Genomic DNA, 24,506 nt, shown 5'->3' with positions numbered 1-24,506 from the left:
CAGGACAGCGACAGCCTGCACGAGCGTTTCGTATGGGTGTCAGACACTGCTTGGGTTCGGGTGTCTGACACTGCTTGGGTTCGGGTGTCTGACACCGGCAATTCAACCCAGGCATGGTAGATTTGCGCGTTCCCCTGGATGAACAGGCCCCAGCCCGTATGAGCAGAACCTTTACCCGAGAGGACACCCGCCGGCTTGCGGCCATTCTGGCCGAAACCGCCCAAGCGGAAGTCATGCCGCGCTTTCGCAACCTGCCGGAAGGCGCGGTGCGCGGCAAGACGTCTCCCCGCGACCTGGTGACCGACGCCGACGAAGCCGCCGAGCGGCTCATCTCGGCGCGCCTGTCCAAGCTGCACCCGGGAGCCGTGCTGATCGGCGAAGAAGCCTCGGCCCGCAACCCCGCGTTGCTGAACATGCTGGTCGACGCCGACCTGGCCTTCCTGATCGATCCCATCGACGGCACCCGCAACTATGTGGCCGGCCTGCCGCTCTTCGGCATGATGATCGCCGCCTGCCATCGCGGCGACGTGATCGCCGGCGTGATCTACGATCCGCTCAACCGCGACAGCGCGCTGGCCGTGCGCGGCGAAGGCGCCTGGATGGAATACGAAAACGGCCGCCAGGTTCCGCTTGCGGTCGCCAGCCCCGCCCCGCCCGAGGGCATGGACGGTTTCATCGCCACGGGCGCCCTGCCCGAACCGCTGCGCACGACCGTCAACGGCAATCTCGCGCGCCTGGCCGGCACGGCCTCCCTGCGCTGCGCCGCGCACGAATACCGCACCCTGGCCGCGGGCCACTGCCATATCGCGTTCTACAACCAGTTGACCGCCTGGGACCATGCGGCGGGCTGGCTGCTGCACCGGGAAGCCGGCGGCTACTCGGCGCATTTCGACGGATCGCCCTACAAACCCACCCACCGCACGGGCGGGCTGCTGTATGCGCCGGACGCCGGCAGCTGGCACGCGGCGCGCAAAGCGCTAATGGGGGACGCGGCAGAAGCCGCCGAGACTTGACAGACGGGCCCCGCTCGGGGTCGAAAAATCGGGGTTATCCCTAGGAGTTATCCCCAGTTCCTGTGGACAACCCTTTGGAAAGGTCTGTAACCGCGTAAAAAAAACCTTGCGGGGCAAGTACTTGGTTAAACCGGTCAAAAACCGGCCGTCCGGGAACCCGGTTACAGAGCATCCAGCGCCAGCGCGGACGGAAGCTCTACTTTCAGGGTCAGGATGTTGTCGGCGCGGGTCCGGCCCAGGTTGATCGCCGCGATGGGCATGCCGTTGCGCGAGGCTGCGGTAACGAAACGGTAGCCGGAATACACCATCAAGGACGAACCCACCACCAGCACCGCGTCGGCGCCCATGAGGCCGGCATTGGCGCGGTCCACGCGCTCGCGCGGAACCGTTTCGCCGAAGAAGACCACGTCCGGCTTCACGATGCCGCCGCAGCGCGGACAGGGCGGCACGCGGAACTGCGTGAAATCCTCGCCGTCCAGGTCGGCATCGCCGTCCGGCGCATCGGTGGCGTCCAGCAGAGCCCAGCCGGGATTGCCGGATTGCAGGGCCTCTTGCCAGGCGTGGCGGCCGCCGCGCCAATCGCAGGCCATGCAGCGCACCTGGTCCAGCCTGCCATGCAGATCGACGACCTCGCGGCTGCCGGCGGCCTCGTGCAGGCCGTCGACGTTCTGAGTCACCAGGAGCGACACGTGGCCGCGGGATTCGAGCCGGGCCAGCGCGCGGTGCGAGGCGTTGGGCTGCACCTGGCCGAAGCGCCGCCAGCCCACCATGCTGCGCGCCCAGTAACGCGCGCGGGCCGGTTCGCCGCCCATGAAGGTCTGCAGCGTCATGGGCGGCGAGCGCTTCCATTCGCCTTCGGTATCGCGGTAGTCGGGAATGCCGGAATCGGTGCTGACGCCTGCTCCCGTCAGCACGAACAGCCGCGGGTGGCGGTCGACGAAGCCGCGCAGCGCGGCCAGATCCGAGACTCGTGTATCCATCCTGACTCCAATATGCCGCGGCCCCGGTACGGCGGGGCCGCGCCGGCGGAAACGGCCCTCAGCCGCCCAGGCCGCAGTCGGGCATATCGCTGACCAGGCTGGCCTGGGTGACGTTGCTGCCAGGCGGCACGCTGCGCGTGAGCCAGACATTGCCGCCGATGGTCGAACCCTTGCCGATCGTTACGCGGCCGAGAATCGTGGCGCCAGCGTAGATCACCACATCGTCTTCGATCAAGGGGTGGCGCGCCAGGCCTTTCTTCAGTTCGCCGTTCTCGCCCGGCGGGAAGCGCTTGGCACCCAGGGTCACCATCTGGTAGAGGCGCACGCGGTCGCCGATGATGGCGGTTTCGCCAATCACCACGCCCGTGCCGTGGTCGATGAAGAAACTGCTGCCGATGGTGGCGCCGGGATGGATGTCGATGCCCGTGTCGGCGTGGGCGATCTCCGCCACCATGCGCGCCAGCATCGGCACGCCCAGGCGATACAGGACGTTGGCCAGGCGGTGGTGGATCATCGCCGAGACGCCCGGATAGCACAGCAGGACTTCATCGACGCTGTGCGCGGCCGGATCGCCCTGATAGGCGGCGGTCACGTCCAGATCCAGCGCGGCGCGCACGCGCGGCAGTTCGGCGCCGAACTGGCGCACGATCTCGATCGCGCGCTCACGCGTGCCGGGGGTTGCGGCCTGCTCGGGCCGGCCGACGTACTGGAGTTCCAGACAGACCTGGTGCAGCAGCGCATCGAGCGCCGCGCCGATGGTGTGGCCGACGTAGAAATCCTCGACCTCCTCGCGCAGGTCGATCGGGCCCAGGCGCATCGGGAACAAGGCGCCACAGAGGTCCTTGATGATCTGCCGCAGGCTTTCCTGGGAGGGAAACTCGCGCAGGCCCGCATCTTCGCGCAGGCGGCCGCGCGGGCCGCGCCAGGCGACGCGCGCCGCGTGCAGGCCGGACACGATGCTATCCAGGTTCCAGTGGGCCGGCGGAATGTGGGTGGGCCCGCTCATCGCCGGGTCTCCGGGCGGGAGCCGGCCGCGCCGGCATGCGGATTGAAGTTGAACATGGGAGGTGCCTCGCTGACGGTATAGCGTCCGGCGGACGTGCCGCCGGACAATGCTGCTTCGCAATATTCCCGTCAACTGTAACCGCTCGCACCCATTTCGCCGAGCCCATCCGACATGGCGTAGGGGTTTATTTCCCGGCGTCCGGCCCGTAGCCCAGCGGGTTCCCCTGCTGCCAGCGCCAGCCGTCCGCGCACATCGCGTCCACGTCGTGCGTGCTGCGCCACCCCAGCAGGGAAGCGGCCAACGCCGGGTCCGCCCACATCCGTTCGATGTCGCCCGGACGCCGGGGCTGCGCCTGCAGCGGAATCCGGCAGCCATTGACTCGTTCGAAGGCGCGCACCAGTTCCAGCACGCTGGTGCCCTGCCCGGTCCCCAGGTTGACCGCCACGAAACCGGGGTGCCCCTCCGAATACGCCAGCGCCTGCACATGGCCCTGCGCCAGGTCCATGACGTGCAGATAGTCGCGCACGCCGGTGCCGTCGGCCGTGTCGTAGTCGTCGCCAAAGACTCGCAGGAACGGCTGGCGGCCCACCGCCACCTGTGTGATGTAAGGGAACAGGTTGTTCGGGATATCGCGCGGGCTTTCGCCGATCCGTCCGCTCTGGTGCGCCCCGATGGGATTGAAATAGCGCAGCGTGACCGCACTGAAGGCGGGGTCGGCGGCGCAAAGATCGCGCAGCATCTCCTCGATCATGAGCTTGCTGCGGCCGTAGGGATTGGTCGGCGCCAGCGGATGCGCCTCGGTGAAAGGCAGGTAGCGCGGTTCCCCATAGACGGTGGCGGAGGAACTGAACACCAGCCGCGCCACGCCCGCCTCGCGCATCGCGCGCAGCAAGGCCATCGAGCCCCCGACGTTGTTGTCGTAGTACTTGAGCGGGTCCGCGACCGACTCCCCCACGGCCTTGCTGCCCGCCAGATGCAGGACGGCCTGCACCGGCGCTCCCCGGGCGGCCGAGGCCGCCAGCGCCGACTCGACCATGCCAGGACTGCGGATATCCCCTTCGATCAGCGGAATCTCCACGCCGCACAGCCGCTCCACCCGCCGCACGGCCTCGCGGCTGCCGTTGCTGAAATCATCCAGCACCAGCGGCCGCTGGCCGGCGGCCAGCATCGCCACCAGCGTGTGCGTGCCGATGTAGCCGGCGCCCCCCGTCACCAGCACATGCAATTCCTGCATGGGCCGCCCCTTCACAGGTGCGCCGCCACGCCGGGCACCCAGGCGTGGCGCGGGCGCGGCGCCTGCGCGTGGCTGCGATAGCGGTCGATCCAGTATGAAGTGGATGCGTCATGCCCCCAGTCCACCAGGCCCGCCGATACCGGCACCGCGAGCTCGCGCTCGATGCCGGTGGCCAGGCGCTTGCCCAGTTCCACGCCCCACTGGTCGAAGGGATTGATGCCCCACACCACGCTCTGCACGAACACTTTGTGCTCGTACAGCGCAAGCAGCGCGCCCAGCCCGCGCGGATCCAGCTGGCGCAGCACGATCAGGGTGGACGGCCGCCCGCCCGGATGCACCATGTGCTGCGCCAGGCTCAGGGCGCGCTCCTGGTCGTCGATGTGCGCCACGTCCAGCAGCGCCTGCTCCAGGCATTTTCCGCGAAGCAGGGCCTGGCGCTGCGCCAGGCAATTGGCCAGCAGCATGCGGTGCGCGTCGGGACTGTCCGCATGGCCTTGCAGGCTGGCGATGAAGTCCACCGGCGCGCCGTCCTCGCTCTGGTGCAGCCACTGAAAGAACGTGTGCTGGCCGTCGGTGCCCGGCATGCCCCAGATGATGGGCGCGGTCGGCACGCCGACCGCCGCGCCGTCGCCCGCGACCCGCTTGCCCAGCGACTCCATCTCCAGCTGCTGCAGGTAGGTGACGAGGTGCAGCAGGCGCGCGCTGTACGCGGCGATGTTCAGCGAGTTGTGTCCCAGCACACTGCAATTGACCAGTCCCGACAGCGCCAGCTGCACCGGCGCGTTCGAGGCGAACGGCGCCTGCTGGAAATGCTGGTCCATGGCCTCGGCGCCCGCGCGCATGCCGATCAGCACGTCCGCGCCCACCGTCAGCGCGATGGACAGACCGGCCACCGACCAGACGGAATAGCGCCCGCCCACCCAATCGCACATCTTGAAGATCTGGCTGGACGGCACGCCCAGGGCGCGAGCGGCCGATACATTGGCGGTGACCGCGGCCAGGTGTTCCGACACGTCGGCCACCCCGCCCTGCTTGAGCCAGGCGATGGCGGCGCGGGCGTTGTGCAGCGTCTCAGCCGTCGTGAAGGATTTGGAAGACACAACCACCAGGCAACGCCGCGGATCCAGCCCGGCCACGGCGTCGTGGAACGCGTGCCCGTCTATGTTGGAGACGAAGCGGATCTGGCGGCGCTGCGACGGACCGCCGAACGCCTGGACCGCCAGGCGCGGCCCCCAATCGCTGCCGCCGATGCCGATATGCAGCACCGTCGCGAAATCCGCGGTCTGGTCCAGCTTGCGGACGAAGTCCGTCATGCGCGAATACTCGCACACGGAATCCGCGTCCTGGCCGTCCGGCTGCTCGCGCGTGCGCCCCGCGCGCAGCGCCGTGTGCCAGGCCGGCTTGCCTTCGGTCCAGTTGACCGGCTCGCCCGCGAACAGCGCGCGGCGCGCCTCCGCCAGGCCCCGCGCCTGCAGCAGCGACAGCGCCGCGGCATCCAGCGCCGGCGATTGCCGCTGCATGGTCAGGTCCACGCACAAGCCCGCCGCCTCGATGACCTTCAGCGCGCCGGCCTCCAGTCCGGCGGATTGCGCGGCCTGCGCGAACGCCAGCCACTCCGGGCTGTCCGCCAGTCCGGAATTCGCCCTCAATGCCTCAATCGCATGTTTGGCATTTCCCATCGCGTGATGCTCCTTAAAACGGTAAACGAACATGAGGGGCAATGCGTCGGAACGCGTTGCGGAAGTCCTCCTCGATACGGGCCAGTGCGGCCACGGTGTCCCCTTCGAAACGCAATACCACCGTCGGCGTGGTGTTGGACGGACGCGCCAGGCCGAAGCCGTCGGCATAGTCCACGCGGACGCCGTCCAGGTTGCTGATCGAGACCGCGCCGGGGAATTCCCCCTGCGCGCGCAAAGCCTCCACCAGGTCGAACTGCTCGCCTTCGGCGGTTCCCAGCTTGATTTCGGGCGTGGCGCAGGATTGCGGAAGGTTCTCCAGCAGCGCGGACGGGTCCGGCGCCGCCGACAGGATCTCCAACAGCCGCGCGGCGGCATAGATGCCGTCGTCGAAGCCGTACCAGCGCTCTTTGAAGAAAATATGTCCGCTCATCTCGCCGGCCAGCAATGCGCCGGTCTCGCGCATCCTTGCCTTGATCAGAGAGTGACCTGTCCTGCACATCGTGGGCTTGCCGCCAGCCTCGGTGACCGCGCGCGCCACGTGGCGGCTGCACTTGACGTCGTAGAGGATTTCGCCGCCCGGATTGCGCGACAGCACATCGCGCGCGAAGAGGATCAGCTGGCGGTCGGGCCAGATGATCTGGCCCGACTTGGTCACCACTCCGAGCCGGTCGCCGTCGCCGTCGAACGCCAGGCCGACCTCGCAGTCGGAATAGCGCAGGCAATAGATCAGGTCCTGCAGGTTCTGCGGATCGGCGGGGTCGGGATGATGGCTGGGAAACGTGCCGTCGACCTCGCAGAACAGTTCGGTCACTTCGCAGCCCAGGGCGCGGAACAGAGCAGGCGCCACCGCGCCCGCCACGCCATTGCCGCAATCGATGGCGATCTTCATCGGCCGCGCCATGCGGATGTCGCCCATCAGGCGCGCCGCGTAGCACGGCTGGATCTGCATCTGCGTGCGGCCGCCCGCCACGCTGGCCGATTCGATCGGCTGGCGCATCGCATCGCGCAGCGCGGTGATGCCGTCGCCGTACAGCGAGGCGCCGTCCAGCACGATTTTGAAGCCGTTGTGCGTGGGCGGGTTATGGCTGCCCGTCACCGCTATCCCCGAGCCCGTGTCCATCAGGCGGGTCGCGAAATACACCATGGGCGTGGTCGCCATGCCGATATCGATGACGTGCATGCCCGCCGAGCGCAGGCCCGCCTGCAGCGCGGCCGCCAGCTCCACGCTGCTCAGGCGGCCGTCGCGCCCCACCACCATCGACCGCGCTCCGAGTTCGCGCGCCCGGGTCCCCGCCGCCATGCCCAGGCTGTGCGCGAAACGCGCGTCGATCTCGTCCGGCACCGTGCCGCGTATGTCATAAGCCTTGAAAACCGCATCCAGAATTTGCGGGGTGTCCCACCCAAATGTTCCGTGCATGCCATTTTCTCCGGGTGGCGTTCACTTAGGGCCGTTCTGTTTGAAATCGCCGTAGTACGCCGCGCGGGAGTAGCGGTAACTGCCGTACTTGGACCGGAAGCCGAAGCGTTCCGGAAGAAGCTTGAGTCCGTTGAAAAGCACGCCGTCCACCGGCGCGCCCGCCTGGATCAGGCGCTTGGCCGTTTCCCGGATCTCGCCCACCGTGTTCATCCCGGATCGCACCACCACCATGACGGCCGCGGCATGCGTGCCGACCACGGCCGCATCCGGAGACGACAGCACGGGCGCCGTGTCCAGGATCACCATGTCGTACTGGGAGGCCAACTCGCGCAGGGTCTCGCCGAACACGGGCGAGGCGAGCAACTCGGAAGGATCGAAGGTGACCGCGCCGGTGGCGATGAAATCCACGCCCTCGGAAACGCTGTGCTTTCTTACCCGGCTGAGCGGAATCGTGCCCGACAGCACCTCGAACAGGCCGTCTTCCTTCGGCACGCCGAAATACCGGTTCAGCTGCCCCTTGCGGAAGTCCGCGTCGATCAGCAGCACGCGCTTGCCCACGCCGCCCTGGATGAAGGCGAAGTTGGCCGACAGGAAGGACTTGCCCACCCCCGCCACAGGCCCCGTGAACATGACCATGTTGTTGGCCGACTGGCGCAGCGACGCCTGCAGCACGTTGCGGAAGGAACGCAGGCTTTCAATGGGCGGCGCATTGCTCTGGCTTTGCGCCAGCAGCGCGGGCACGGTGGCGTTCTTGCGGCGGCTCCTGCGCCACAGCTTGTCCTGCATGTCGCTGTAGGGAATCGCGGCGAGCACGGGCAGCCCGGTATGGCGCTCGACGTCGTCCGGCTCGGACAAGCCGCCGAACAGGGCGTTGCGCACGAAGGCGCACAGCATGCCGAAGATCAGGCCGAAAGCGGTCGCCACGCCGATGATGATGGCGGCCTTGGGGCGCACGGGCTTGTCGGGCTGCACCGCGGCGTCCAGGATGCGCACGTTGCCCACTTTGCCGGCGCGGATCAGCCGCAACTGCTGGGCGTTGTTGAGCAGCGCCGTATAGAGCTCGGTGTTGACGCGCACGTCGCGCACCAGGCGCACGACGTCCTGCTCCAGATCGGGCAGTTGGCGGATGTTATTGCCGATGCGGTTCACGTCGCCGGTCAAGGCCGAGATCTGCCTGTCGATGGCCACGATGCTCGGGTGGGTCGGCGCGAAGCGCGTGATCATTTCCTGCCGCTTGGAGCGCAACTCCATTACCTTGGTCTGCGCGTCCACCGACTGCGCGAGGATCAGTTTGGCCTCTTCGCTCAGGTCGATGGTGCCGCGCTTGTTGCGCAGCGAGTTGTACTTGGTCTCGGCCGCGTCCAGCTCGCCCTTGAGGATGGGCAGCTGCTGTTCGAGGAAGACCAGCGACTTCTCCGCCTGGGCCGACTTGCGGTTGACGTTCTGCTGCACGTACTCCTGGCCGATCTGGTTCAGCACCGCGGTGGTCAGCGCGGGATCGTTGCCTTCCAGCGTCACGCCGATCACGCCCGACGTGCGGCCGCGCTCAAAGATGCCCAGGCGCGACTGCACGTCCTCGATGGCGGCCAGGCGCGAACTGCGCGACACGGTGAATTCCGTGCCCGGACGCCCCGTCAGCGCATCGATGTGCACGTCCATGGCGCCGCCGCCCGGCAGCAGGAAGTGCTCCGGCTTGCCGACGGTGCCGTTGAAGGTCGCGCCGGTGAGTTTGTCGCTGAGCGTATAGCGCCCCTCGCCCAGCGTCGTCACGCGGAAGGGTTTGCCCAGCCATTCGTTGGGCACGTCCAGCTGCGAGATCGCGATGGCTTCGCCGCCCCACGCATAGCCGCCGCGCGGCAGGCTCGAGGGATACGGCAGGCTTTCGTACCGTTGCGCGAGCCACTCGCCCACCACCGGGAAGTAGCGCGGCTTGGCATGGATGTACAGGAGGAACTTGTCGACGGCCGGGCCCACGACCATGCGCGAACGCAGCACCTCCATTTCGCCCGATGTCTCGGCCTTGGTGTCGAACATGGTCGAGACGTCGCCCAACAGGCTGCGGCTCTGGCCCTGCGGCATTTCCTCTTCCACCTGAACGATGATGTCGGCTGAAAACACCTTGGGGGTGACCATTACGTAGGCGAGCGCTCCCACGAAGGCAAGCAGCGTGATCGCGATGATCATCCACCGGTTGGAGAAGATGGCGTCCACGTGCGACGTCAGTGGGGTTTCCTGCTGGCGAGCCGGCACGGACGGCTCGAAGGATTCGATAGGCAACGACATGCAGCTCTCCAAGAGAAGACGCCGCTGCGGTCGCGGCGTCCCCAAAGGCGTGGGTTAGAAACTAGTCAATGGCTTTCACGGTCTGTACCGTCTGCGCGCTCGGGAACAGGTTGCTGATGAAGCGGTTCCACCGCACCAGGCCGGCCGAATCCACGAACACAACGTCTTTGGGTTGCAACTCAAACTTCTCCGCCACCGCGAGGGCCTGCGGCGAGCCGGCGTTCAGGTGGAACACCAGCGGCGTCGCCTGCTCCGTGCTGCGAACGACAAAGATCTGCGACGGGTTGGAGGTGAGCTGGTTCGGTCCCCCAGCCAAGCCCAGCGCCTCCGTCAACGACATGCGCCCGTCACGCATCACTGCCGCGGTGGGCAAGGTGACCTCGCCCATCACGAATACCTTGCTGTCGTCGCGCGGCGTCACTCTCACGATGTCGCCCGACCGCAGCAGCACTTGGTTCAGGTCCTGCCCACGCTCGATCAACGCCGGCAAGTTCACGCGAGTACGTCGCCCGTCCCGGATCACGTACACTGCGCTGCGGTCGCCGGTCGGCAGGATTCCGCCTGCCCTGTTGATCGCTTCCAGCAGCGTCATCGGGATGTCGTTGATCGCAACCGTGCCCGGCGTGGTCACTTCGCCATCGACGTAAACACGCTTGCTGCGATACCCCAGAACGCGTACCGTGATCTGCGGATCCTGGATGTATTTGCTGGACCTGCTCACTATGAGATTGCGCGCCTGGAGTTCCGTCAACCCCGCCACTTTCAGCAGTCCGGCATAGGGAAATTGGATATATCCAGTGGATGAGACCGTATAGCCCGGAATGCCCGATGCGGTATCCCCAATGGCTAGTTCGGTTACCCCAGAACCAATGGCGTAGGTTTGCGTCGGAAGGACGAGCTCGGGGTGGTCCCACACCACGACCGACAGGATGTCTCCCGGACCGATAAGGTATGGCCCCGATTTGCCGTAGAGGCGATCGACGCCTTCGTTGTCGAGCAGCGCCTCGCGGGCGCGTTGATCGTCGAGAACGAGACTGGGCGTGATTTCCTTGATCACTGCCTTCGAATTGGGATCCAGCGGGTCTGCGAGCTGATTGGCGTCAAAGGTCATACCGGGGGACAAGGCGCAAGCGCCCAGCGAGGACACGAGCGCGATAGCGGCTATGGCTCGGCTCAACGTTCCGAAAAAAGTAGTCATGGCAAATCCACTTGTGAATGACTTCGTTGCTTGGAAAGGAGCCCGATGCGTAACGGGTTGCGACATTCCACTCCCTTTTCCAGGCCCCGCACATTCGACGGATGCCCTAAGCCTTCTCCTACATCGTTTGGAGGTTTCGGGTGAGCTTGGCACTCAATAAGATTTTGTCGGTAGCCACACTCGTTGCGGCAGCGCACGGCTTTTGTTCCCGCGCGCCGCGAGGTGACTCCCCACGAACAGGAGTGCGCGATGGAACCGTCCCAAACGGACACGTCGGCAAGATTCAGCGGGGCAAGCTATCTCTATCGCTTGCTCGACGCCGCGATCGTCATAACCTGCGGCCTGACTGCCACCGGCTTGAAATTCTCGGACGATGCTCTGGCGGACCCTCCGCAAATCCATCTGTTCCTCGTTTATCTGTGCGGCCTGGGGGTGATCGCCATCTTCCCCGCCTTCCGGCTGTACGTGTCGTGGCGCGGGCGGCGGCTGGCCGATCTCGTGGGACGCAGCCTGGCGGCATGGGCCCTGGTTTTCGCGCTGGGCATCTGCATCAGTTTTCTCATGCACCAGACCGCCGCGATATCCCGCATATGGGCGGCAACCTGGTTCGTCATGGCGGCGCTGACGCTGGCCGGCGTACGCATAGCGGTCTACGCGGCCCTGGGCGCCGCGCGCGACCGCGGCCTGGACCGCAAGCGCGTGCTGCTGGTGGGTTTCGGCGCGCTGGGGCACGACCTGTGGCGCCGGGTCGAACGCTATCGCGGCACGGGCTACGAAGTGGCGGGCATCTATGCGGAACCCCACGAGAACCTGCCTCCGCAGGTGCGCCGGCTACACGACCTGGACGGCCTGCATGCCTTCGTGAACGAGAACAACGTCCGCGAAATCTGGATCGTGCTTCCGATGGAGGCGGGCCAGGAACTGCGCGAGGTCCTCCATCACCTGCGCAATGACCTGGTGGACATCCGCTGGATACCGGACGTGATGTCCATCCAGCTGCTGGGGCACCAGATCGGGGAATTCCTGGGCCTGCCCGCGATCCAGTTGAACAGCCTGCCGGCCGCCGGCGTGCGCGGCCTGGCCAAGGAAGTCTTCGACCGCAGCTTCGCCTTCTGCGCGCTGATCGGCCTGTCTCCCGTGATGCTGACCGTGGCCCTGCTGGTGAAAGCCACCTCGCGCGGCCCCGTCTTCTTCACCCAGCCACGGCTGGGCGTGGACGGCAAGGTGTTCCATGTCTACAAATTCCGCACCATGACCGTGCACCAGGAGCAAGGGGTTGTGACGCAAGCCACCCGCAACGATGCCCGCGTCACCCGCATCGGCGGCTTCCTGCGCCGCACCAGCCTGGACGAGCTGCCCCAGTTCCTCAATGTGCTGATGGGAGACATGTCCGTGGTGGGCCCCAGGCCGCACGCGCTCGAACACAACGAGCTGTACAAGGACCTGGTGCAGCGCTACATGATGCGCCACCGCGTCAAGCCGGGCATCACCGGCTGGGCCCAGGTCAATGGACTGCGCGGGCAGACGGACACGCTGCGCAAGATGAGCGACCGCGTCGAGCACGACATCTACTACATCCAGAACTGGACGTTCCGGATGGACCTGCTGATCATCGCCCGGACGGCGATATCCGGATGGACGGGCCGCAATGTCTACTGAACCGTTGGGATGGCCCGAGCGCCGCGAGGCGGCCGCGCGCAGCAACGGCATGCTGGCCGGCCCCGATTTCCGGCGGGCGGTGGAAATGCTCCCCCTTGTGTCCATCGACCTGTTGCTGCGCGACGCCTCCGGCCGCTATCTGACCGGGCTGCGCACCAATCCTCCCGCCCAGGGAGCCTGGTTCGTGCCGGGCGGGCGCATCCGCAAGAACGAAACGCTGCGCGACGCGCTGCGCCGCATCGCGCGCGACGAGCTCGGCCTGCCCGTCCCGGAACAGGCCTGGACGCCTCGGGGCGTGTACGAGCACTTCTATGGCACCAATTTCGCGGGTGAGGCGGGACGCTCCACCCATTACGTCGTCCTCGCCTATGAGGCGGAAGTTTCGTTGGACCTATCCAGCCTGCCCCAGGCCCAGCACCGCAGCTACCGCTGGCAGCCCGCGGAGGCGATCGCCGCCGACCCCGGCGTGCATCCGTACACCCAGGCCTACTTCAAGGAGTGAGCGCCATGACCAATCCCCCTCCCCCGTACCGGGCTGTCATCCTTTGCGGCGGCTCCGGCTCGCGCCTGTGGCCGCTGTCCCGGGAGTTGCTGCCGAAGCAGTTCATCCGTTTGACCGATGACCGCAGCCTGCTGCAGAACACGCTGCTGCGCCTGGGGTCCGCGGGCGCCGAAGCCAGGCCCACGCTGGTGTGCAACGATGCTCACCGCTACATCGCGGCGGAACAGGCGCTGGAACTGGGCATCAAGGACGCGGAGGTGATCCTCGAACCGTACGCCCGCAACACGGCGCCGGCTATCGCCGCCGCCACCCTGCGCGCCATGCGGGACGGCGAGGATCCCGTCATGCTCATCATGCCTTCGGACCATGTCCTGGAAGACGGCGAGGTGCTGCGCGCCGCCTTTGCCGAGGCCTACCAGGCCGCGCTGCAGGGCGCGCTGGTGACCTTCGGCATCACACCGACCGCCCCGCTCAGCGGCTATGGCTATATCCAGGCCGACGAGCCCGGCGCCATGGAGCCCGCCCGCCGCGTGCGCCGCTTCGTCGAAAAGCCGTCGCCGGAGGTCGCCCAGCGCTTCATCGAGGACGGCGGCTACTACTGGAACAGCGGCATGTTCGCCTTCCAGGCTTCGGTCTTCCTGTCGGAAATGGCCAGGCTGGCGCCCAGGATCCTGGAGCAGGTGCAGGCGGCCGTGGCCATCGGGCACGGCGAGAACGCGCTTTTCCACCTGGACGGTCCCTCTTTCGAGGCCTGCCCCAGCGATTCGATGGACTACGCCATCATGGAGCGCACCGACAGCGCCGTGGTCATTCCGCTGGCGGCCTCCTGGAGCGACGTAGGCGCGTGGGACGCGGTCTGGGGCATCGCCCAGAAGACGGTCGAGGGCAACTCCACCACGGGCGACGTCATGGTGGAGGATTCACGCAACTGCCTCATCCATTCGACCAGCAGGCTGGTCGCCTCGGTGGGGCTGGACGACATCGTCGTGATCGAAACGGCCGACGCCGTCCTGGTGGCCCACAAGTCGCGCTCTCAGGACGTCAAGCGCCTGGTCGAGATCTTCAAGACGCAGCACCGCTCCGAACTCAACCACCACCGCGAGGTCCAGCGGCCTTGGGGATCCTACGATTCCGTCGGCCAGGGCCCCCGCTACCAGGTCAAGCGCATCACGGTCAAACCCGGGGCGCGCCTGTCCTCGCAGATGCACCATCACCGGGCGGAGCACTGGATCGTGGTGTCGGGTACGGCGCGCATCTACAACGGCGACAAGCAGTACCTGCTGACCGAGAACCAGTCGACCTATATCCCGCTGGGCGAGATCCACAGCCTGGAGAACCCCGGGAAGATCCCGCTGGAGATCATCGAGGTGCAATCTGGGGCCTATCTCGGCGAGGACGACATCGTTCGATTCCAGGACATGTATGGACGAGTGTGAGAAGGAGCCCCCACGCCGCGCACGCTTCGCGCGCTTGCTGCCCCCCAAGGGGGTGCTTTTTGCCTTGGGGCGGCCCGGCGGCAAAAACGGCCCCCCACGCCGCGCACGCTTCGCGCGCTTGCTGCCCCCCAAGGGGGCGCTTTTTGCCTTGGGGCGGCCCGGCGGCAAAAACGGCCCCCCACGCCACGTGGACAAGGATCCTTTCTGGCGTCCTGGAATGGCGCGGCTATGCCTGCCGGTGGCGGGGCTGTTCTTTCTTGTGCTGGTGACGGTGGGCAACCTTCCGGGGCTGGCGGCGGACATGTCGGACGCCTTCGGCGACAAGCGCCTGCACCTCGCCGCCTACGCCTTCCTGAGCGGGCTCATCTACGCCTCGGTCAACCGGCGCCCGGTGCTGGTGTCCCTGTTGGCCATCACGGCGCTGGGCGCGCTGGACGAATCAATCCAGTCCCTTTTTCCCTATCGACAGGCTGAACTCTTAGACCTTTTGGCCGATATCTCCGCGGCTGGTGCAACAGTAATCTCATTGCACATTGGTACCGCAGCCTTCGGCTCCTTTCGTGCAGTCACTAAGTCTTAAGGATACAACCATGCCAAAACGGGCACTGATTACCGGCGTAACCGGCCAAGACGGGTCCTACCTGGCGGAGTTCCTGCTTGCCAAGGGCTATGAAGTCCACGGCATCAAGCGGCGCGCTTCGCTGTTCAACACGGCCCGCATCGACCACCTGTACCAGGATCCCCACGATCAGCCCCGCAATTTCGTGCTGCACCACGGAGACATGACGGACTCCTGCAGCCTGATCCGGATCGTGCAGTCGGTACAGCCGGACGAGATCTACAACCTGGCCGCGCAGAGCCACGTCGGGGTGTCGTTCGAGGAGCCCGAGTACACGGCCAACGCCGACGGCCTGGGCACCCTGCGCCTGCTGGAAGCCATCCGCATCCTGAAGCTGGAGAACAAGGCCCGCTTCTACCAGGCTTCCACCTCCGAGCTCTACGGCCTGGTGCAGGAAATCCCGCAGAAGGAAACCACGCCCTTCTACCCGCGCAGCCCCTACGCGGCCGCAAAGCTGTATGCCTACTGGATCAGCGTGAACTACCGCGAAGCCTATGGCATGTATGCCTGCAACGGCATCCTGTTCAACCACGAATCGCCCAAGCGCGGCGAGACCTTCGTGACCCGCAAGATCACCCGCGGCCTGGCGCGCATCGTGCTTGGGCTGCAGGAATGCCTGTACCTGGGCAATCTGTCGGCGTTGCGCGACTGGGGCCACGCCCGCGACTACGTCGAAATGCAATGGCTGATGCTGCAGCAGGACACGCCGGAGGACTACGTCATCGCGACCGGCATGCAGTACAGCGTGCGCGAGTTCATCAACACCGCCGCGCGCGAACTGGGCATCCTGCTGGCCTGGGAGGGAGAAGGCCTGGACGAGACGGCGACCGTGCTGTTCTCGCCGGTGCACGACGTCAAGCCCGGCCAGGTCATCGTGCGCGTCGACCCGCGCTACTTCCGTCCCACGGAAGTGGAAACCCTGCTGGGCGATCCGACCAAGGCGCGCGAGAAGCTCGGCTGGTCGCCGCGCACCTCGTTCGCTGAGCTGGTCAAGGAAATGATCGAGAGCGATCTGCGGGACGCGCGGCGCGATGCGCTGGTCGAGCAGAACGGCTACGAAATCTACGCCTACAAGGAGTAGTCGGACATGACGAACCTGGAGCAACGCGTCTTCGTCGCCGGCCATCGCGGCATGGTGGGCGCCGCGATCACCCGCGAACTGCACCGCCGCGGCTACGGCAACGTGGTGACCCGCAGCCGCGAGGAGCTGGACCTGGAAAACCAGAACCAGGTGCACCGCTTCTTCTCGACCACGCCGGTCGACGTGGTGTACCTGGCGGCGGCCAAGGTGGGCGGCATCCTCGCCAACCAGACGCATCCGGTGGAGTTCCTCTATAAGAACCTCATGATCCAGTGCAACGTCATCCGCGCCGCGTACGCGGCGGGGGTGCGCAAGCTGCTGTTCCTGGGTTCGTCATGCATCTACCCGCGGGAGGCGCCCCAACCCATCCGCGAAGATGCGCTGCTGACGGGGCCGCTGGAATCCACCAACGAACCCTACGCCATCGCCAAGATCGCAGGCCTGAAGCTTTGCGAGGCGTACCAGCGCGAGTACGGCGCGCGCTTCATCTGCGCCATGCCGACCAATCTCTACGGCCCGCATGACAACTACGACCTGCACAGCAGCCACGTGCTGCCAGCGCTCATCCGCAAGTTCCATGAAGGACGCGAATCGGGCCAGGACAGCGTGACCATCTGGGGAACGGGCGCGCCGCTGCGCGAGTTCCTGTACGTGGACGACCTGGCCCAGGCCTGCGTCATGCTGATGGAACACCCCGAGGCGGAGGGGATCTACAACATCGGCGCCGGCCAGGACATCTCGATCGCCGAGCTGGCCAAGCTGGTCGCGCGCGTCGTCGGCTACACCGGCAACATCGTCTACGACACCAGCAAGCCTGACGGCACGCCGCGCAAGCTGATGGACTCGGGCCGGGTCCAGGCACTGGGCTGGAAGCCGGAAATTTCGCTGACGCACGGCATCACGCTGGCCTACGGGCATTTCCTGCGCGAGCGCACCCAACAGGCGCTGCCCGTGGCCTGATGGCCACGCTCAGAGGCTATAGCCATGCTTGGTTTTCTCAGGAAACACATCGCCGGCAACGCCTCCTTCTGGGGGCTGGTGGAGTACGGCATCGGCCCCGTCGCCGCGCTGGTGGCATTGCCCATCCTGTTCCGGCAGCTCGGAACGGTGGGCTTCGGCCAATACTCCATGATCATCGCCCTGGCCGGCTTCGGCAACGCCGCCAATCTTGGCGCGGCCGTGACCGCGACCAAGCTGGTGTCCGAACGCCTGCACGAACCCGGCGGCGCCTACCGCGCGGCGGGCGTGAGCATGTCGCTCATCGGTTGCGCGCTGGGCGTGGTGACGCTGGCCGCCCTGATGCTCTGGGGCGCCGTGGGCCTGGGATGGCCCGGCGCGACCTTCGGCGGCGTGGCGGTGACGATGCTGGCGCTGCCAGCCCTGGCCATCTACCTGACTCAGCAGTATGACCAGCTCTTCTCGGGCTGCCTGAAGGGGCGCGAGGACTTCCGCGCCACGGCGCTGTGCGAAGTATTCAGCCGCAGCGGCACGATGGCGCTGGCCTGCGCCACCGCCTGGCTCACTGCCTCGCCCACCTGGACCGGCCTGGCCCAGGCGCTCGGGCTGCTGCTCGCCGGCTCCGTGAAGATGCTTGTGTTCTCGCGCAGCTACGGCCGCCTGCTCGTGCGTCCCGTGCGCGACCGCGGCGCCATGATGGACGCCTTCCGGTTCTCGCGCTGGTCATGGCTGAATAGCCTGAGCGCCCTGGCCTTCGGTTCGGTGGACCGCGTGCTGGTCGGCAGCCTGATGGGGCCGGCGGCGCTCGCGATATATACGGTGGGCGTGCAGGTCGGCCAGATCATCCACACCGCGTCGGTCGCCATTTTCCAGAAGGCCATGCCGCGCGTCAGCCGCCTGTCGGCCTCTCCTCCCTACCCCGGAGCCGCCGAACGCGAAATCCGGCGCATGATGCTGTGGAACCTGGCCCTGTCGGCCGGCGCGACCCTTGCCGTGCTGGCGGTCAGCCATCCGCTCCTGAACGTGCTGCTGAGCGCGAGCGTGGCCCAGGACCATCTCGGGACCTTCCAATTGCTCATCGTGGCGTCGGGGTTGCTCTCCCTGAATGCCGCGGCCCATTTCTCCCTGCTCGGACTCGGAAATTCCCGCGCGGTCGCCATCCTGAACGGCTTGGGCGGATTGGCGATGCTGTGCGTCATGGCGGGGCTGGTACACGTCGCAGGCGAACACGCCGCGGCTTGGGGCCGCATGGCCTATGCGGCGATCACGCTGGCCGGCGTGGCCTTCGCCATCCGTCAATCCCGCCCCGATTTCCCGGGCGCCTTGCCTGCGGCCAGCCGCTAGGGCCTGCCCACACTAAAAGGAGCCTTGCATGAGCAAGCGTCACAACGAGTATTCACGTCAGCTCATCGACTTCGTCCGCGAGCTTCGTCCGCCTGCCCCGATCGCGGGCGGCCTGATGCCGAAGGTAACGATCGTGACCCCCTCGTTCAACCAGGCCCGCTTCCTGGAACGCACGATCCTGTCCGTGCTGAACCAGGGCTATCCGCGGCTGGAGTACATCATCATCGATGGCGGCTCCACCGACGGCAGCGTGGACATCATCCGCAAGTACGAACGCTACCTGTCGTACTGGGAAAGCACGCCCGACCGCGGCCAGTCGCACGCCATCAACAAGGGCTTCGAACGCGCCACCGGCGACTACGTGGGCTGGCAGAACTCGGACGATCTCTATTTCCCGGGCGCGCTGCGCAAACTGGGCGCCGCCGCCTCCAAGGGCCGGGCGCCCATCGTCAGCGGCAACCTGTTCGTGGCGGACGCGAACAACCGCATCTTCCGCAAGATCCACTACACCCCGGTCAACCGGGGCACGCTGACGGTCGTCAAGGCATCGATTCCCAACCAGTCCGCGATCTTCCGCCGCGACCTGCTGCGCAAGTACGGCCTGCTGCAGGAAAGCATGCGCTATTGCATGGACCTGGAATTGTGGAGCCGCCTGCTGCGCGAAGGCAAGAACCTGATCGTGCCGGACGCCATGGGCGTCTACACGGCCCATGACGAAACCAAGACCGCGCTAATGCAGGACGTGCTGCTGGAAGAGCGCGAGCAGATCGTCACCCGCATCCGGCGCACGGAGCCGGGCCTGGGACGGCTGTTCGAGCTTTCCTGCCGCGCGTCCAAGGTGGCTGCGCATGCGCGGCAGGGAGACCTGTCGTACCTGTTCGAAAAGCTGACCACCAAGATATTCGGCCGCGACGACTGGGCTGCGCACTAGGACCCGCACACGAGGAGCTGAGCCGCAATGAAGCCGCACCGCCGCCTTTCCACCCTGCACCTGCTGGGTCTGTTCGCCTTCACGGCGCTTGCCCTGAACGACGACCACTTCGTCCTGGGCGTGGGCAGCTTCAAGCTGTCTCCCTTCGACCTGCTGTTCGTCGCCATGCTGGCGGTCAAGGCCCTGCGGCTTGCGGATCCCGCCGCCTATGCCCTGCCCCGCGGCCTGCTGGGCCTGCTGCTGGGGCTGCAATGCCTGTCGGTGATCTACCTGCTGCTGGTGTCCCTGCACCACCCGGGCATCGAAACGGGCGACGTGGCGCGGGATCTGCGCATCGTGTTCTATTTCCTGTGCACGCCCTTTCTTTGCTACAAGGACATCGACAGTCCCGCCGCCTATGCGGTGCTGCAGAAGTACATCGTGGCGGCCTGCCTCGCCGTTGCCACGCTGATGCTGGCGGAACAGCTGCAGGGTTTCAGCGTATCCAATCCGCTGCGCAACGTGCGCCTGGGCGTCTGGGCCATTCCGTTCGGCGTGGTATCGCTGCTGTACTTCCGCCGCACCCTGAACGTCTCCGGGCCCAAGGCCTATGCGCTGACGGTCTACATGCTGCTGGCGCTGGTCTTTTCACTGAACCGCAGCCAGTACCTGCAGCTGGCGGCTTCCGTCCTGATCGCGGTGATGCTGGGCGCGGGCCCCGAGATCCGGCGGCGCGCCGTCATGGTCTTCGCGCCCGCCGCCGTCGCCGGCGTCCTGGTCTTCGCCAGCATCGGCTACCTGGACGTGCTGACCAACCGCATCTTCAGCGTCGAGCGCCTGGACGAGGACTCCAGCTACGGCGCGCGCATCCAGGAAATGCAGGGGCAGATGGATTTCTTCGCCGAAAGCCCCGTGTTCGGCAAGGGCGCCGGCTTTCGCAGCTGGGTCATGGGCGAGAACGGCTTCGAACTCAGCACCTTCGCCCACAATTCATGGGCGTTCTACCTGATGAAATTCGGCGTAGTGGGCACGACCATGATCATGCTCCCTCCGCTGCTCATCCTGCTGCTGACCCTGCTCCGACGATACGCGCATCCCGGCCTGGAGCTGCACCGGCGCTACCTGCTGGCCACCGCGCCCATCTATATCTTCATCGACTCGCTTTCGGGGGGGCTGGCCTACGCGCCCAAGACCGCTTTCACCGGTTTCCTGCTGTGCTATTGCCTGTCGTTGATGCGCAATGCCCAGGTCATGCCTGTTCCCTCCAGTACGCCGCCCGTCCCCAGCCCCCGCCCGGACGCCGCGCGCCGGGCGCCACCGCGAGTGATCCCTCATGCCTGATGTCTTGTTTGTCGCGCCGGACCTGCACGGCGGCGTTGGAAGATGCGTCGCCTTCATCGTGGATGCCTTGCCGGAACAGGGGGTGGACTCCGCCCTGTTCCTGCTGCGTTCCCGCAACCGGGAGTATCCCATTTCCAACCCCAAGGTGACCCGCGCGCTGCCCGTCATCGAATCGCCCACCAAGCTGCGCATGATGCTGCCCCTGGCCTTCATCCGCCTGCTGCGCCAGATCCGGCGCGATAAGCCGGCCATCGTCTGCTCGCACGGCCTGCTGTGCAATATGCTGGTCGTGCTGGCCAGGAAATTGCTGGGCGGCGGGTTCAAGACGGTCGCCTTCGAACACAGCAGCCCCGCAATCCACTACGGGGCCTCCCGCATGCGCCGCCTCAAATGCTGGCTGGTCAGCCAAACCTACCGGCGGCATGACGCCGTGGTCGGCGTATCGCGGGGCGTGAAGGAAGACCTGGTCAGCATGTTCCCGCCGCTGCGCGGCAAGGTGCACACCATCTACAACGGCGTCCCGCTGGACAACGTCAGGCGGCAAGGCGCGCATCGCGCGCAGGAGCCGTCCGGGCGCAGCCCCTACCAGGTGGTGGCCGTCGGCCGGCTCGAGGCGGTGAAGGACTACGCCACGCTGATCGATGCCGCCGCGCTGCTGGACGACCCCGGCATCGCCTTCACCATCCTGGGCGAAGGATCCGAGCACGACGCCCTGCAAAAACGGATCGACGACCACGGGTCGCGCACGGCCGTCACGCTGGCCGGCCACATCGACAATCCATTTCCGGTGATCGCGGGCGCCGGCGCGTTCGCCCTGACCTCCGTGCGCGAGAGCTTTGGCAACGTGCTCGTGGAAGCGTTGTGCCTGGGCGTGCCTGTGATCTCCACCGACTGTCCCCATGGCCCCGCCGAGATCCTGGACGCCGGGCGCTATGGCCTGCTCGTGCCGGTGGGCGACGCCGCGGCGCTGGCGGAAGCCGTGCGCCGCCTGGCCTACGACGGCGAAATGCGGGAACGGCTTGCCGCCCAGGGCCCCGAACGCGCCGACGCCTTTTCCCTGGAGCGGCACTGCCGCAACGTCATCGCGCTATTTCAGCCGCTCATGCAGCGCGGCACGCCCTGAACAGGACAGCATCATGCAGAAGATACCGGTTTCGGTCGTCGTCATGACCAAGAACGAGGAACGCAATATCGCCAAGTGCCTGAAGGCGCTGGTCGAATTCGACGAGGTTTTCGTCGTGGACTCCAACAGCACGGACGCCACTTGCGCGATCGCGACGGCGATGGGCGCGAAGATCTCCAATTTCCAGTGGGACGGCAAGTATCCGAAGAAAAAGCAATGGTGCCTGGAGCAACTGCCTTTCTCGCATCCCGTCGTGCTGTACGTCGACGCCGACGAGGAAATGACGCCCGGGCTCGCCGCCGAGATACGCGAGGCGCTGCCGCGCTTCGCGGCGGGCGCGGGCGGTGCCTTCGTGCCGTTCGACTATGTGTTCTGCGGCAGGAAGCTGGAACACGGGCACCGCGTCTACAAGCTGGCGCTGCTGGCGCGCGACCGCTCCCGCTTCCTGGACTACGATGACCTGGATGTGGCCCATATGTGGGAAGTGGAAGGGCACTACCAGCCGCAGGTCGAGGGCGAGACCTTTGCCTTGCGCCAGCGCATGGTGCACAACGACCATGACTCGCTCTTCCACTATTTCGACAAGCACAATCGCTACTCCGACTGGGAGGCCAACCTCCGCACCAAAGGCCTGATGAACGACCCGCGCGAAGCCAACGTCGGCGCCCGCGCGCTGCTCAAGCGCATCTTCCAGGCCATGCCTTTCAAGGCGCCGATCGCCTTCCTTCATTCCTATCTTTTCCGGCTGGGCTTCCTGGATGGCAAGGCCGGCTACGACTATGCCGTGGCCCGCGCCATGTACTACTGGCAAATCCGCATCAAGACCGAGGAAATCCAGAAGGCGCGGCAGGCCAGCGCGGCCGCGGCGCGCGACGACGCCGTGGCGGGAGCCGCGAAATGAGCGCCCTCCAGCGTCTCGACCGCTTTGCGCTGGCGCCCGGCCAGCGCGGCCGCTCCGCGCTGACCGTGCAGCTGTGGTGGATGGTGCAGGGAACCCTGTTCCGCTGGTCGCCGCAAGTCGCTTACGGATTCCGCCGGTGGCTGCTGCGCTGCTTCGGCGCCCGCATCGGACGCAAGGTGCTGATCCGCCCCACCGCCACGGTGACCTACCCCTGGAAGGTGGAGATCGGCGACTATGCCTGGATCGGCGACGAGGCCGTGATCTACAGCCTGGGCCCCATCCACATCGGCGCCCATGCGGTGGTTTCGCAGCGCAGCTATCTGTGCGCGGCCGACCATGATGCCGGGCAGCCCGAATTTCCCCTGCGCGAACGCGCCGTGCGCGTCGAGGAAGGCGCCTGGGTCGCGACCGACGTGTTCGTCGGCCCCGGCGTGACCATCGGGCGGGAGGCCGTGATCGGAGCCCGCAGCTCCGTATTCCGCAACATGCCGCCCGCCATGGTGTGCCACGGCAATCCTTGCCGCCCCGTCCGGTCCCGCAAGGCGGGGCCGGCATGAAAATCCTCATCTACGGCATCAACTACGCGCCCGAGCTCACCGGCATCGGCAAGTACAGCGCCGAGATGGCCGAATGGCTGGCCGCACGCGGCCATGAAGTCAGCGCGGTAACCGCCCCGCCCTACTACCCCCAGTGGGAAGTGCACGCAAGCTACCGGGCGGGCCGCTACCGCAAAGAACTGCGGCGCGGCGTCACCGTGCGCCGGGCGCCGCTCTGGGTTCCCGGCAAGCCAGGCGGGCTCAAGCGGCTGATCCACCTTGCGAGCTTCGCCCTGTCCAGCCTGCCCTCGCTGCTGCGCGCCGCCGCCGGACGCCCCGACGTCATACTCGTGGTCGAGCCCGCGCTCTTCTGCGCGCCCGCAGCCTGGCTGGCGGCGCGGCTTTGCGGCGCCCGCGCATGGCTGCATATCCAGGACTACGAAGTCGATGCCGCTTTCGAGCTGGGGCTGCTCAAGGGTGCCGGCCTGCGCGCCGCCGTGCGGCGGGCCGAGAGCTGGCTGATGCGCCGCTTCGACCGCGTCTCCACGATTTCGAACCGCATGCTGGACCTGGCGCTGGCCAAGGGCGTGGAGCCAGGCCGCGCGGTGCTGCTGCCCAATTGGATCGACGTGGATGCGATCGCGCCGCGTGACGGCGGCGACTACCGCGCCGAACTGGGCATACCGGAAAATGCCGTGGTTGCGCTGTACTCGGGGAACATGGGAGGCAAGCAGGGCCTGCAGACGCTGGCGGACGTGGCGCGGCGCCTCAGCCGCGAGCATCGCCTGTGGTTCGTGTTCTGCGGCCAGGGCCCGGAACGCGCTCCGCTCGAGGCCCGGTGCCAGGGCCTGCCCCGCGTCCGCTTTCTCGACCTGCAGCCGGCTGAACGGCTGGGCGAACTGCTCAATACCGCCGACATCCATCTGCTGCCGCAGCGCGCCGGCGCTGCCGACCTGGTGATGCCTTCCAAGCTGACGGGCATGCTGGCCAGTGGCCGGCCCGTGGTATGCGGCGCGGCGCCAGGCACTGAACTGGCCTCCGTGGTGGAACACTGCGGCCTCGTGACGCCGCCCGAAGATGGAGCGGCCATGGCGGAAGCGGTGCGCAAGCTCGGCTACAACGCGCGCATGCGCGAAACGCTGGGCGCCGCCGCGCGCCAGTACGCGCAGGCCCATCTGCACGTCGACGCGGTGCTCGGCGCCGCAGAACGCGAATTCGAGGCCGTCTTGGCCTCCAAGGACAAGCCCGCCGCGCGAGAAGCGTAGGATGGGTGCAGCGCGAGAGTTC

At 66.8% G+C, this 24,506-nt stretch carries 21 protein-coding genes; 14 read left to right on the top strand and 7 right to left on the bottom strand.

The features are described 5' to 3' along the window. Positions 1-158: 158 nt before the first annotated feature. Positions 159-1,013 (top strand): inositol monophosphatase family protein, encoded by an 855-nt coding sequence (locus JL37_RS23785; RefSeq protein WP_043547417.1) that lies wholly within the window; start codon positions 159-161, stop codon positions 1,011-1,013. 161 nt (positions 1,014-1,174) lie between these two features. Here the strand turns inward: JL37_RS23785 and JL37_RS23780 are convergent, their stop codons facing one another. From JL37_RS23780 to JL37_RS23750, 7 genes are all read right to left on the bottom strand, one after another. Further along, the gene (locus JL37_RS23780; protein ID WP_043547416.1) at positions 1,175-1,993 is read right to left on the bottom strand and encodes an NAD-dependent protein deacetylase; all 819 of its coding nucleotides are present in this window, start codon (positions 1,991-1,993) and stop codon (positions 1,175-1,177) included. A gap of 58 nt (positions 1,994-2,051) precedes the next feature. Then, positions 2,052-2,999 carry a serine O-acetyltransferase EpsC gene (gene epsC, locus JL37_RS23775; protein WP_043547415.1) on the bottom strand — a complete coding sequence of 316 codons (948 nt, stop codon included), beginning with the start codon at positions 2,997-2,999 and terminating at the stop codon, positions 2,052-2,054. Positions 3,000-3,183: 184 nt separating this feature from the next. Next, a complete protein-coding gene (gene galE, locus JL37_RS23770) occupies positions 3,184-4,233 on the bottom strand; it encodes a UDP-glucose 4-epimerase GalE (protein ID WP_043547414.1) in 1,050 nt (349 codons plus the stop codon). 11 nt (positions 4,234-4,244) lie between these two features. Then, positions 4,245-5,912 carry a glucose-6-phosphate isomerase gene (gene pgi, locus JL37_RS23765; protein WP_043547413.1) on the bottom strand — a complete coding sequence of 556 codons (1,668 nt, stop codon included), beginning with the start codon at positions 5,910-5,912 and terminating at the stop codon, positions 4,245-4,247. Between the two features lie 13 nt (positions 5,913-5,925). Next, on the bottom strand, positions 5,926-7,329 hold the full coding sequence (locus JL37_RS23760) for a phosphomannomutase/phosphoglucomutase (RefSeq protein WP_043547412.1): 1,404 nt from the start codon (positions 7,327-7,329) through the stop codon (positions 5,926-5,928). Between the two features lie 21 nt (positions 7,330-7,350). After that, entirely contained in the window at positions 7,351-9,612 is a 2,262-nt protein-coding gene (locus tag JL37_RS23755; RefSeq protein WP_043547411.1) for a GNVR domain-containing protein, read from the bottom strand. Positions 9,613-9,673: 61 nt separating this feature from the next. Then, a complete protein-coding gene (locus JL37_RS23750) occupies positions 9,674-10,810 on the bottom strand; it encodes a polysaccharide biosynthesis/export family protein (RefSeq protein ID WP_043547410.1) in 1,137 nt (378 codons plus the stop codon). A gap of 249 nt (positions 10,811-11,059) precedes the next feature. Between JL37_RS23750 and JL37_RS23745 the strand changes: the two genes are divergently transcribed. Genes JL37_RS23745 through JL37_RS23685 form a run of 13 tightly spaced genes read left to right on the top strand, consistent with a single transcriptional unit; the run spans position 11,060 to position 24,484 of the window. Beyond that, a complete protein-coding gene (locus tag JL37_RS23745) occupies positions 11,060-12,469 on the top strand; it encodes an undecaprenyl-phosphate glucose phosphotransferase (protein ID WP_043547409.1) in 1,410 nt (469 codons plus the stop codon). Beyond that, positions 12,459-12,971 (top strand): GDP-mannose mannosyl hydrolase, encoded by a 513-nt coding sequence (locus JL37_RS23740; protein ID WP_369798626.1) that lies wholly within the window; start codon positions 12,459-12,461, stop codon positions 12,969-12,971. Before JL37_RS23745 ends, JL37_RS23740 begins: the two co-directional genes overlap by 11 nt. A 5-nt stretch (positions 12,972-12,976) precedes the next feature. Then, positions 12,977-14,407, top strand: a complete 1,431-nt coding sequence (locus JL37_RS23735; protein WP_043547408.1) for a mannose-1-phosphate guanylyltransferase/mannose-6-phosphate isomerase — start codon at positions 12,977-12,979, stop codon at positions 14,405-14,407. Between the two features lie 34 nt (positions 14,408-14,441). Then, positions 14,442-14,987, top strand: a complete 546-nt coding sequence (locus tag JL37_RS23730) for a VanZ family protein (RefSeq protein WP_231570420.1) — start codon at positions 14,442-14,444, stop codon at positions 14,985-14,987. 10 nt (positions 14,988-14,997) lie between these two features. Then, the gene (gmd, locus tag JL37_RS23725) at positions 14,998-16,107 is read left to right on the top strand and encodes a GDP-mannose 4,6-dehydratase (RefSeq protein WP_043547405.1); all 1,110 of its coding nucleotides are present in this window, start codon (positions 14,998-15,000) and stop codon (positions 16,105-16,107) included. 6 nt (positions 16,108-16,113) lie between these two features. Then, a complete protein-coding gene (locus tag JL37_RS23720) occupies positions 16,114-17,067 on the top strand; it encodes a GDP-L-fucose synthase (RefSeq protein ID WP_043547404.1) in 954 nt (317 codons plus the stop codon). A 24-nt stretch (positions 17,068-17,091) separates the two neighbouring features. Then, positions 17,092-18,408 (top strand): lipopolysaccharide biosynthesis protein, encoded by a 1,317-nt coding sequence (locus tag JL37_RS23715; protein ID WP_043547403.1) that lies wholly within the window; start codon positions 17,092-17,094, stop codon positions 18,406-18,408. A 28-nt stretch (positions 18,409-18,436) separates the two neighbouring features. Continuing rightward, on the top strand, positions 18,437-19,339 hold the full coding sequence (locus tag JL37_RS23710; protein WP_043547402.1) for a glycosyltransferase family 2 protein: 903 nt from the start codon (positions 18,437-18,439) through the stop codon (positions 19,337-19,339). 27 nt (positions 19,340-19,366) lie between these two features. Next, positions 19,367-20,659 (top strand): O-antigen ligase family protein, encoded by a 1,293-nt coding sequence (locus tag JL37_RS23705; protein ID WP_043547401.1) that lies wholly within the window; start codon positions 19,367-19,369, stop codon positions 20,657-20,659. Further along, a complete protein-coding gene (locus JL37_RS23700; RefSeq protein ID WP_043547399.1) occupies positions 20,652-21,782 on the top strand; it encodes a glycosyltransferase in 1,131 nt (376 codons plus the stop codon). Before JL37_RS23705 ends, JL37_RS23700 begins: the two co-directional genes overlap by 8 nt. Positions 21,783-21,795: 13 nt before the next feature. Next, positions 21,796-22,683: a glycosyltransferase family 2 protein gene (locus JL37_RS23695; protein WP_043547398.1), complete on the top strand. Its 888-nt coding sequence runs from the start codon at positions 21,796-21,798 to the stop codon at positions 22,681-22,683. Next, positions 22,680-23,240: a putative colanic acid biosynthesis acetyltransferase gene (locus JL37_RS23690; protein WP_043547395.1), complete on the top strand. Its 561-nt coding sequence runs from the start codon at positions 22,680-22,682 to the stop codon at positions 23,238-23,240. Before JL37_RS23695 ends, JL37_RS23690 begins: the two co-directional genes overlap by 4 nt. Beyond that, positions 23,237-24,484: a glycosyltransferase WbuB gene (locus JL37_RS23685; RefSeq protein ID WP_043547392.1), complete on the top strand. Its 1,248-nt coding sequence runs from the start codon at positions 23,237-23,239 to the stop codon at positions 24,482-24,484. The genes JL37_RS23690 and JL37_RS23685 overlap by 4 nt, the downstream gene beginning before the upstream one ends. Positions 24,485-24,506 lie beyond the last annotated feature (22 nt).

Origin of the sequence: Achromobacter sp. RTa (assembly GCF_000757485.1) — a bacterium.
GTDB lineage: Bacteria > Pseudomonadota > Gammaproteobacteria > Burkholderiales > Burkholderiaceae_B > Achromobacter.
This window is presented reverse-complemented; position numbering and strand designations above follow the sequence as displayed.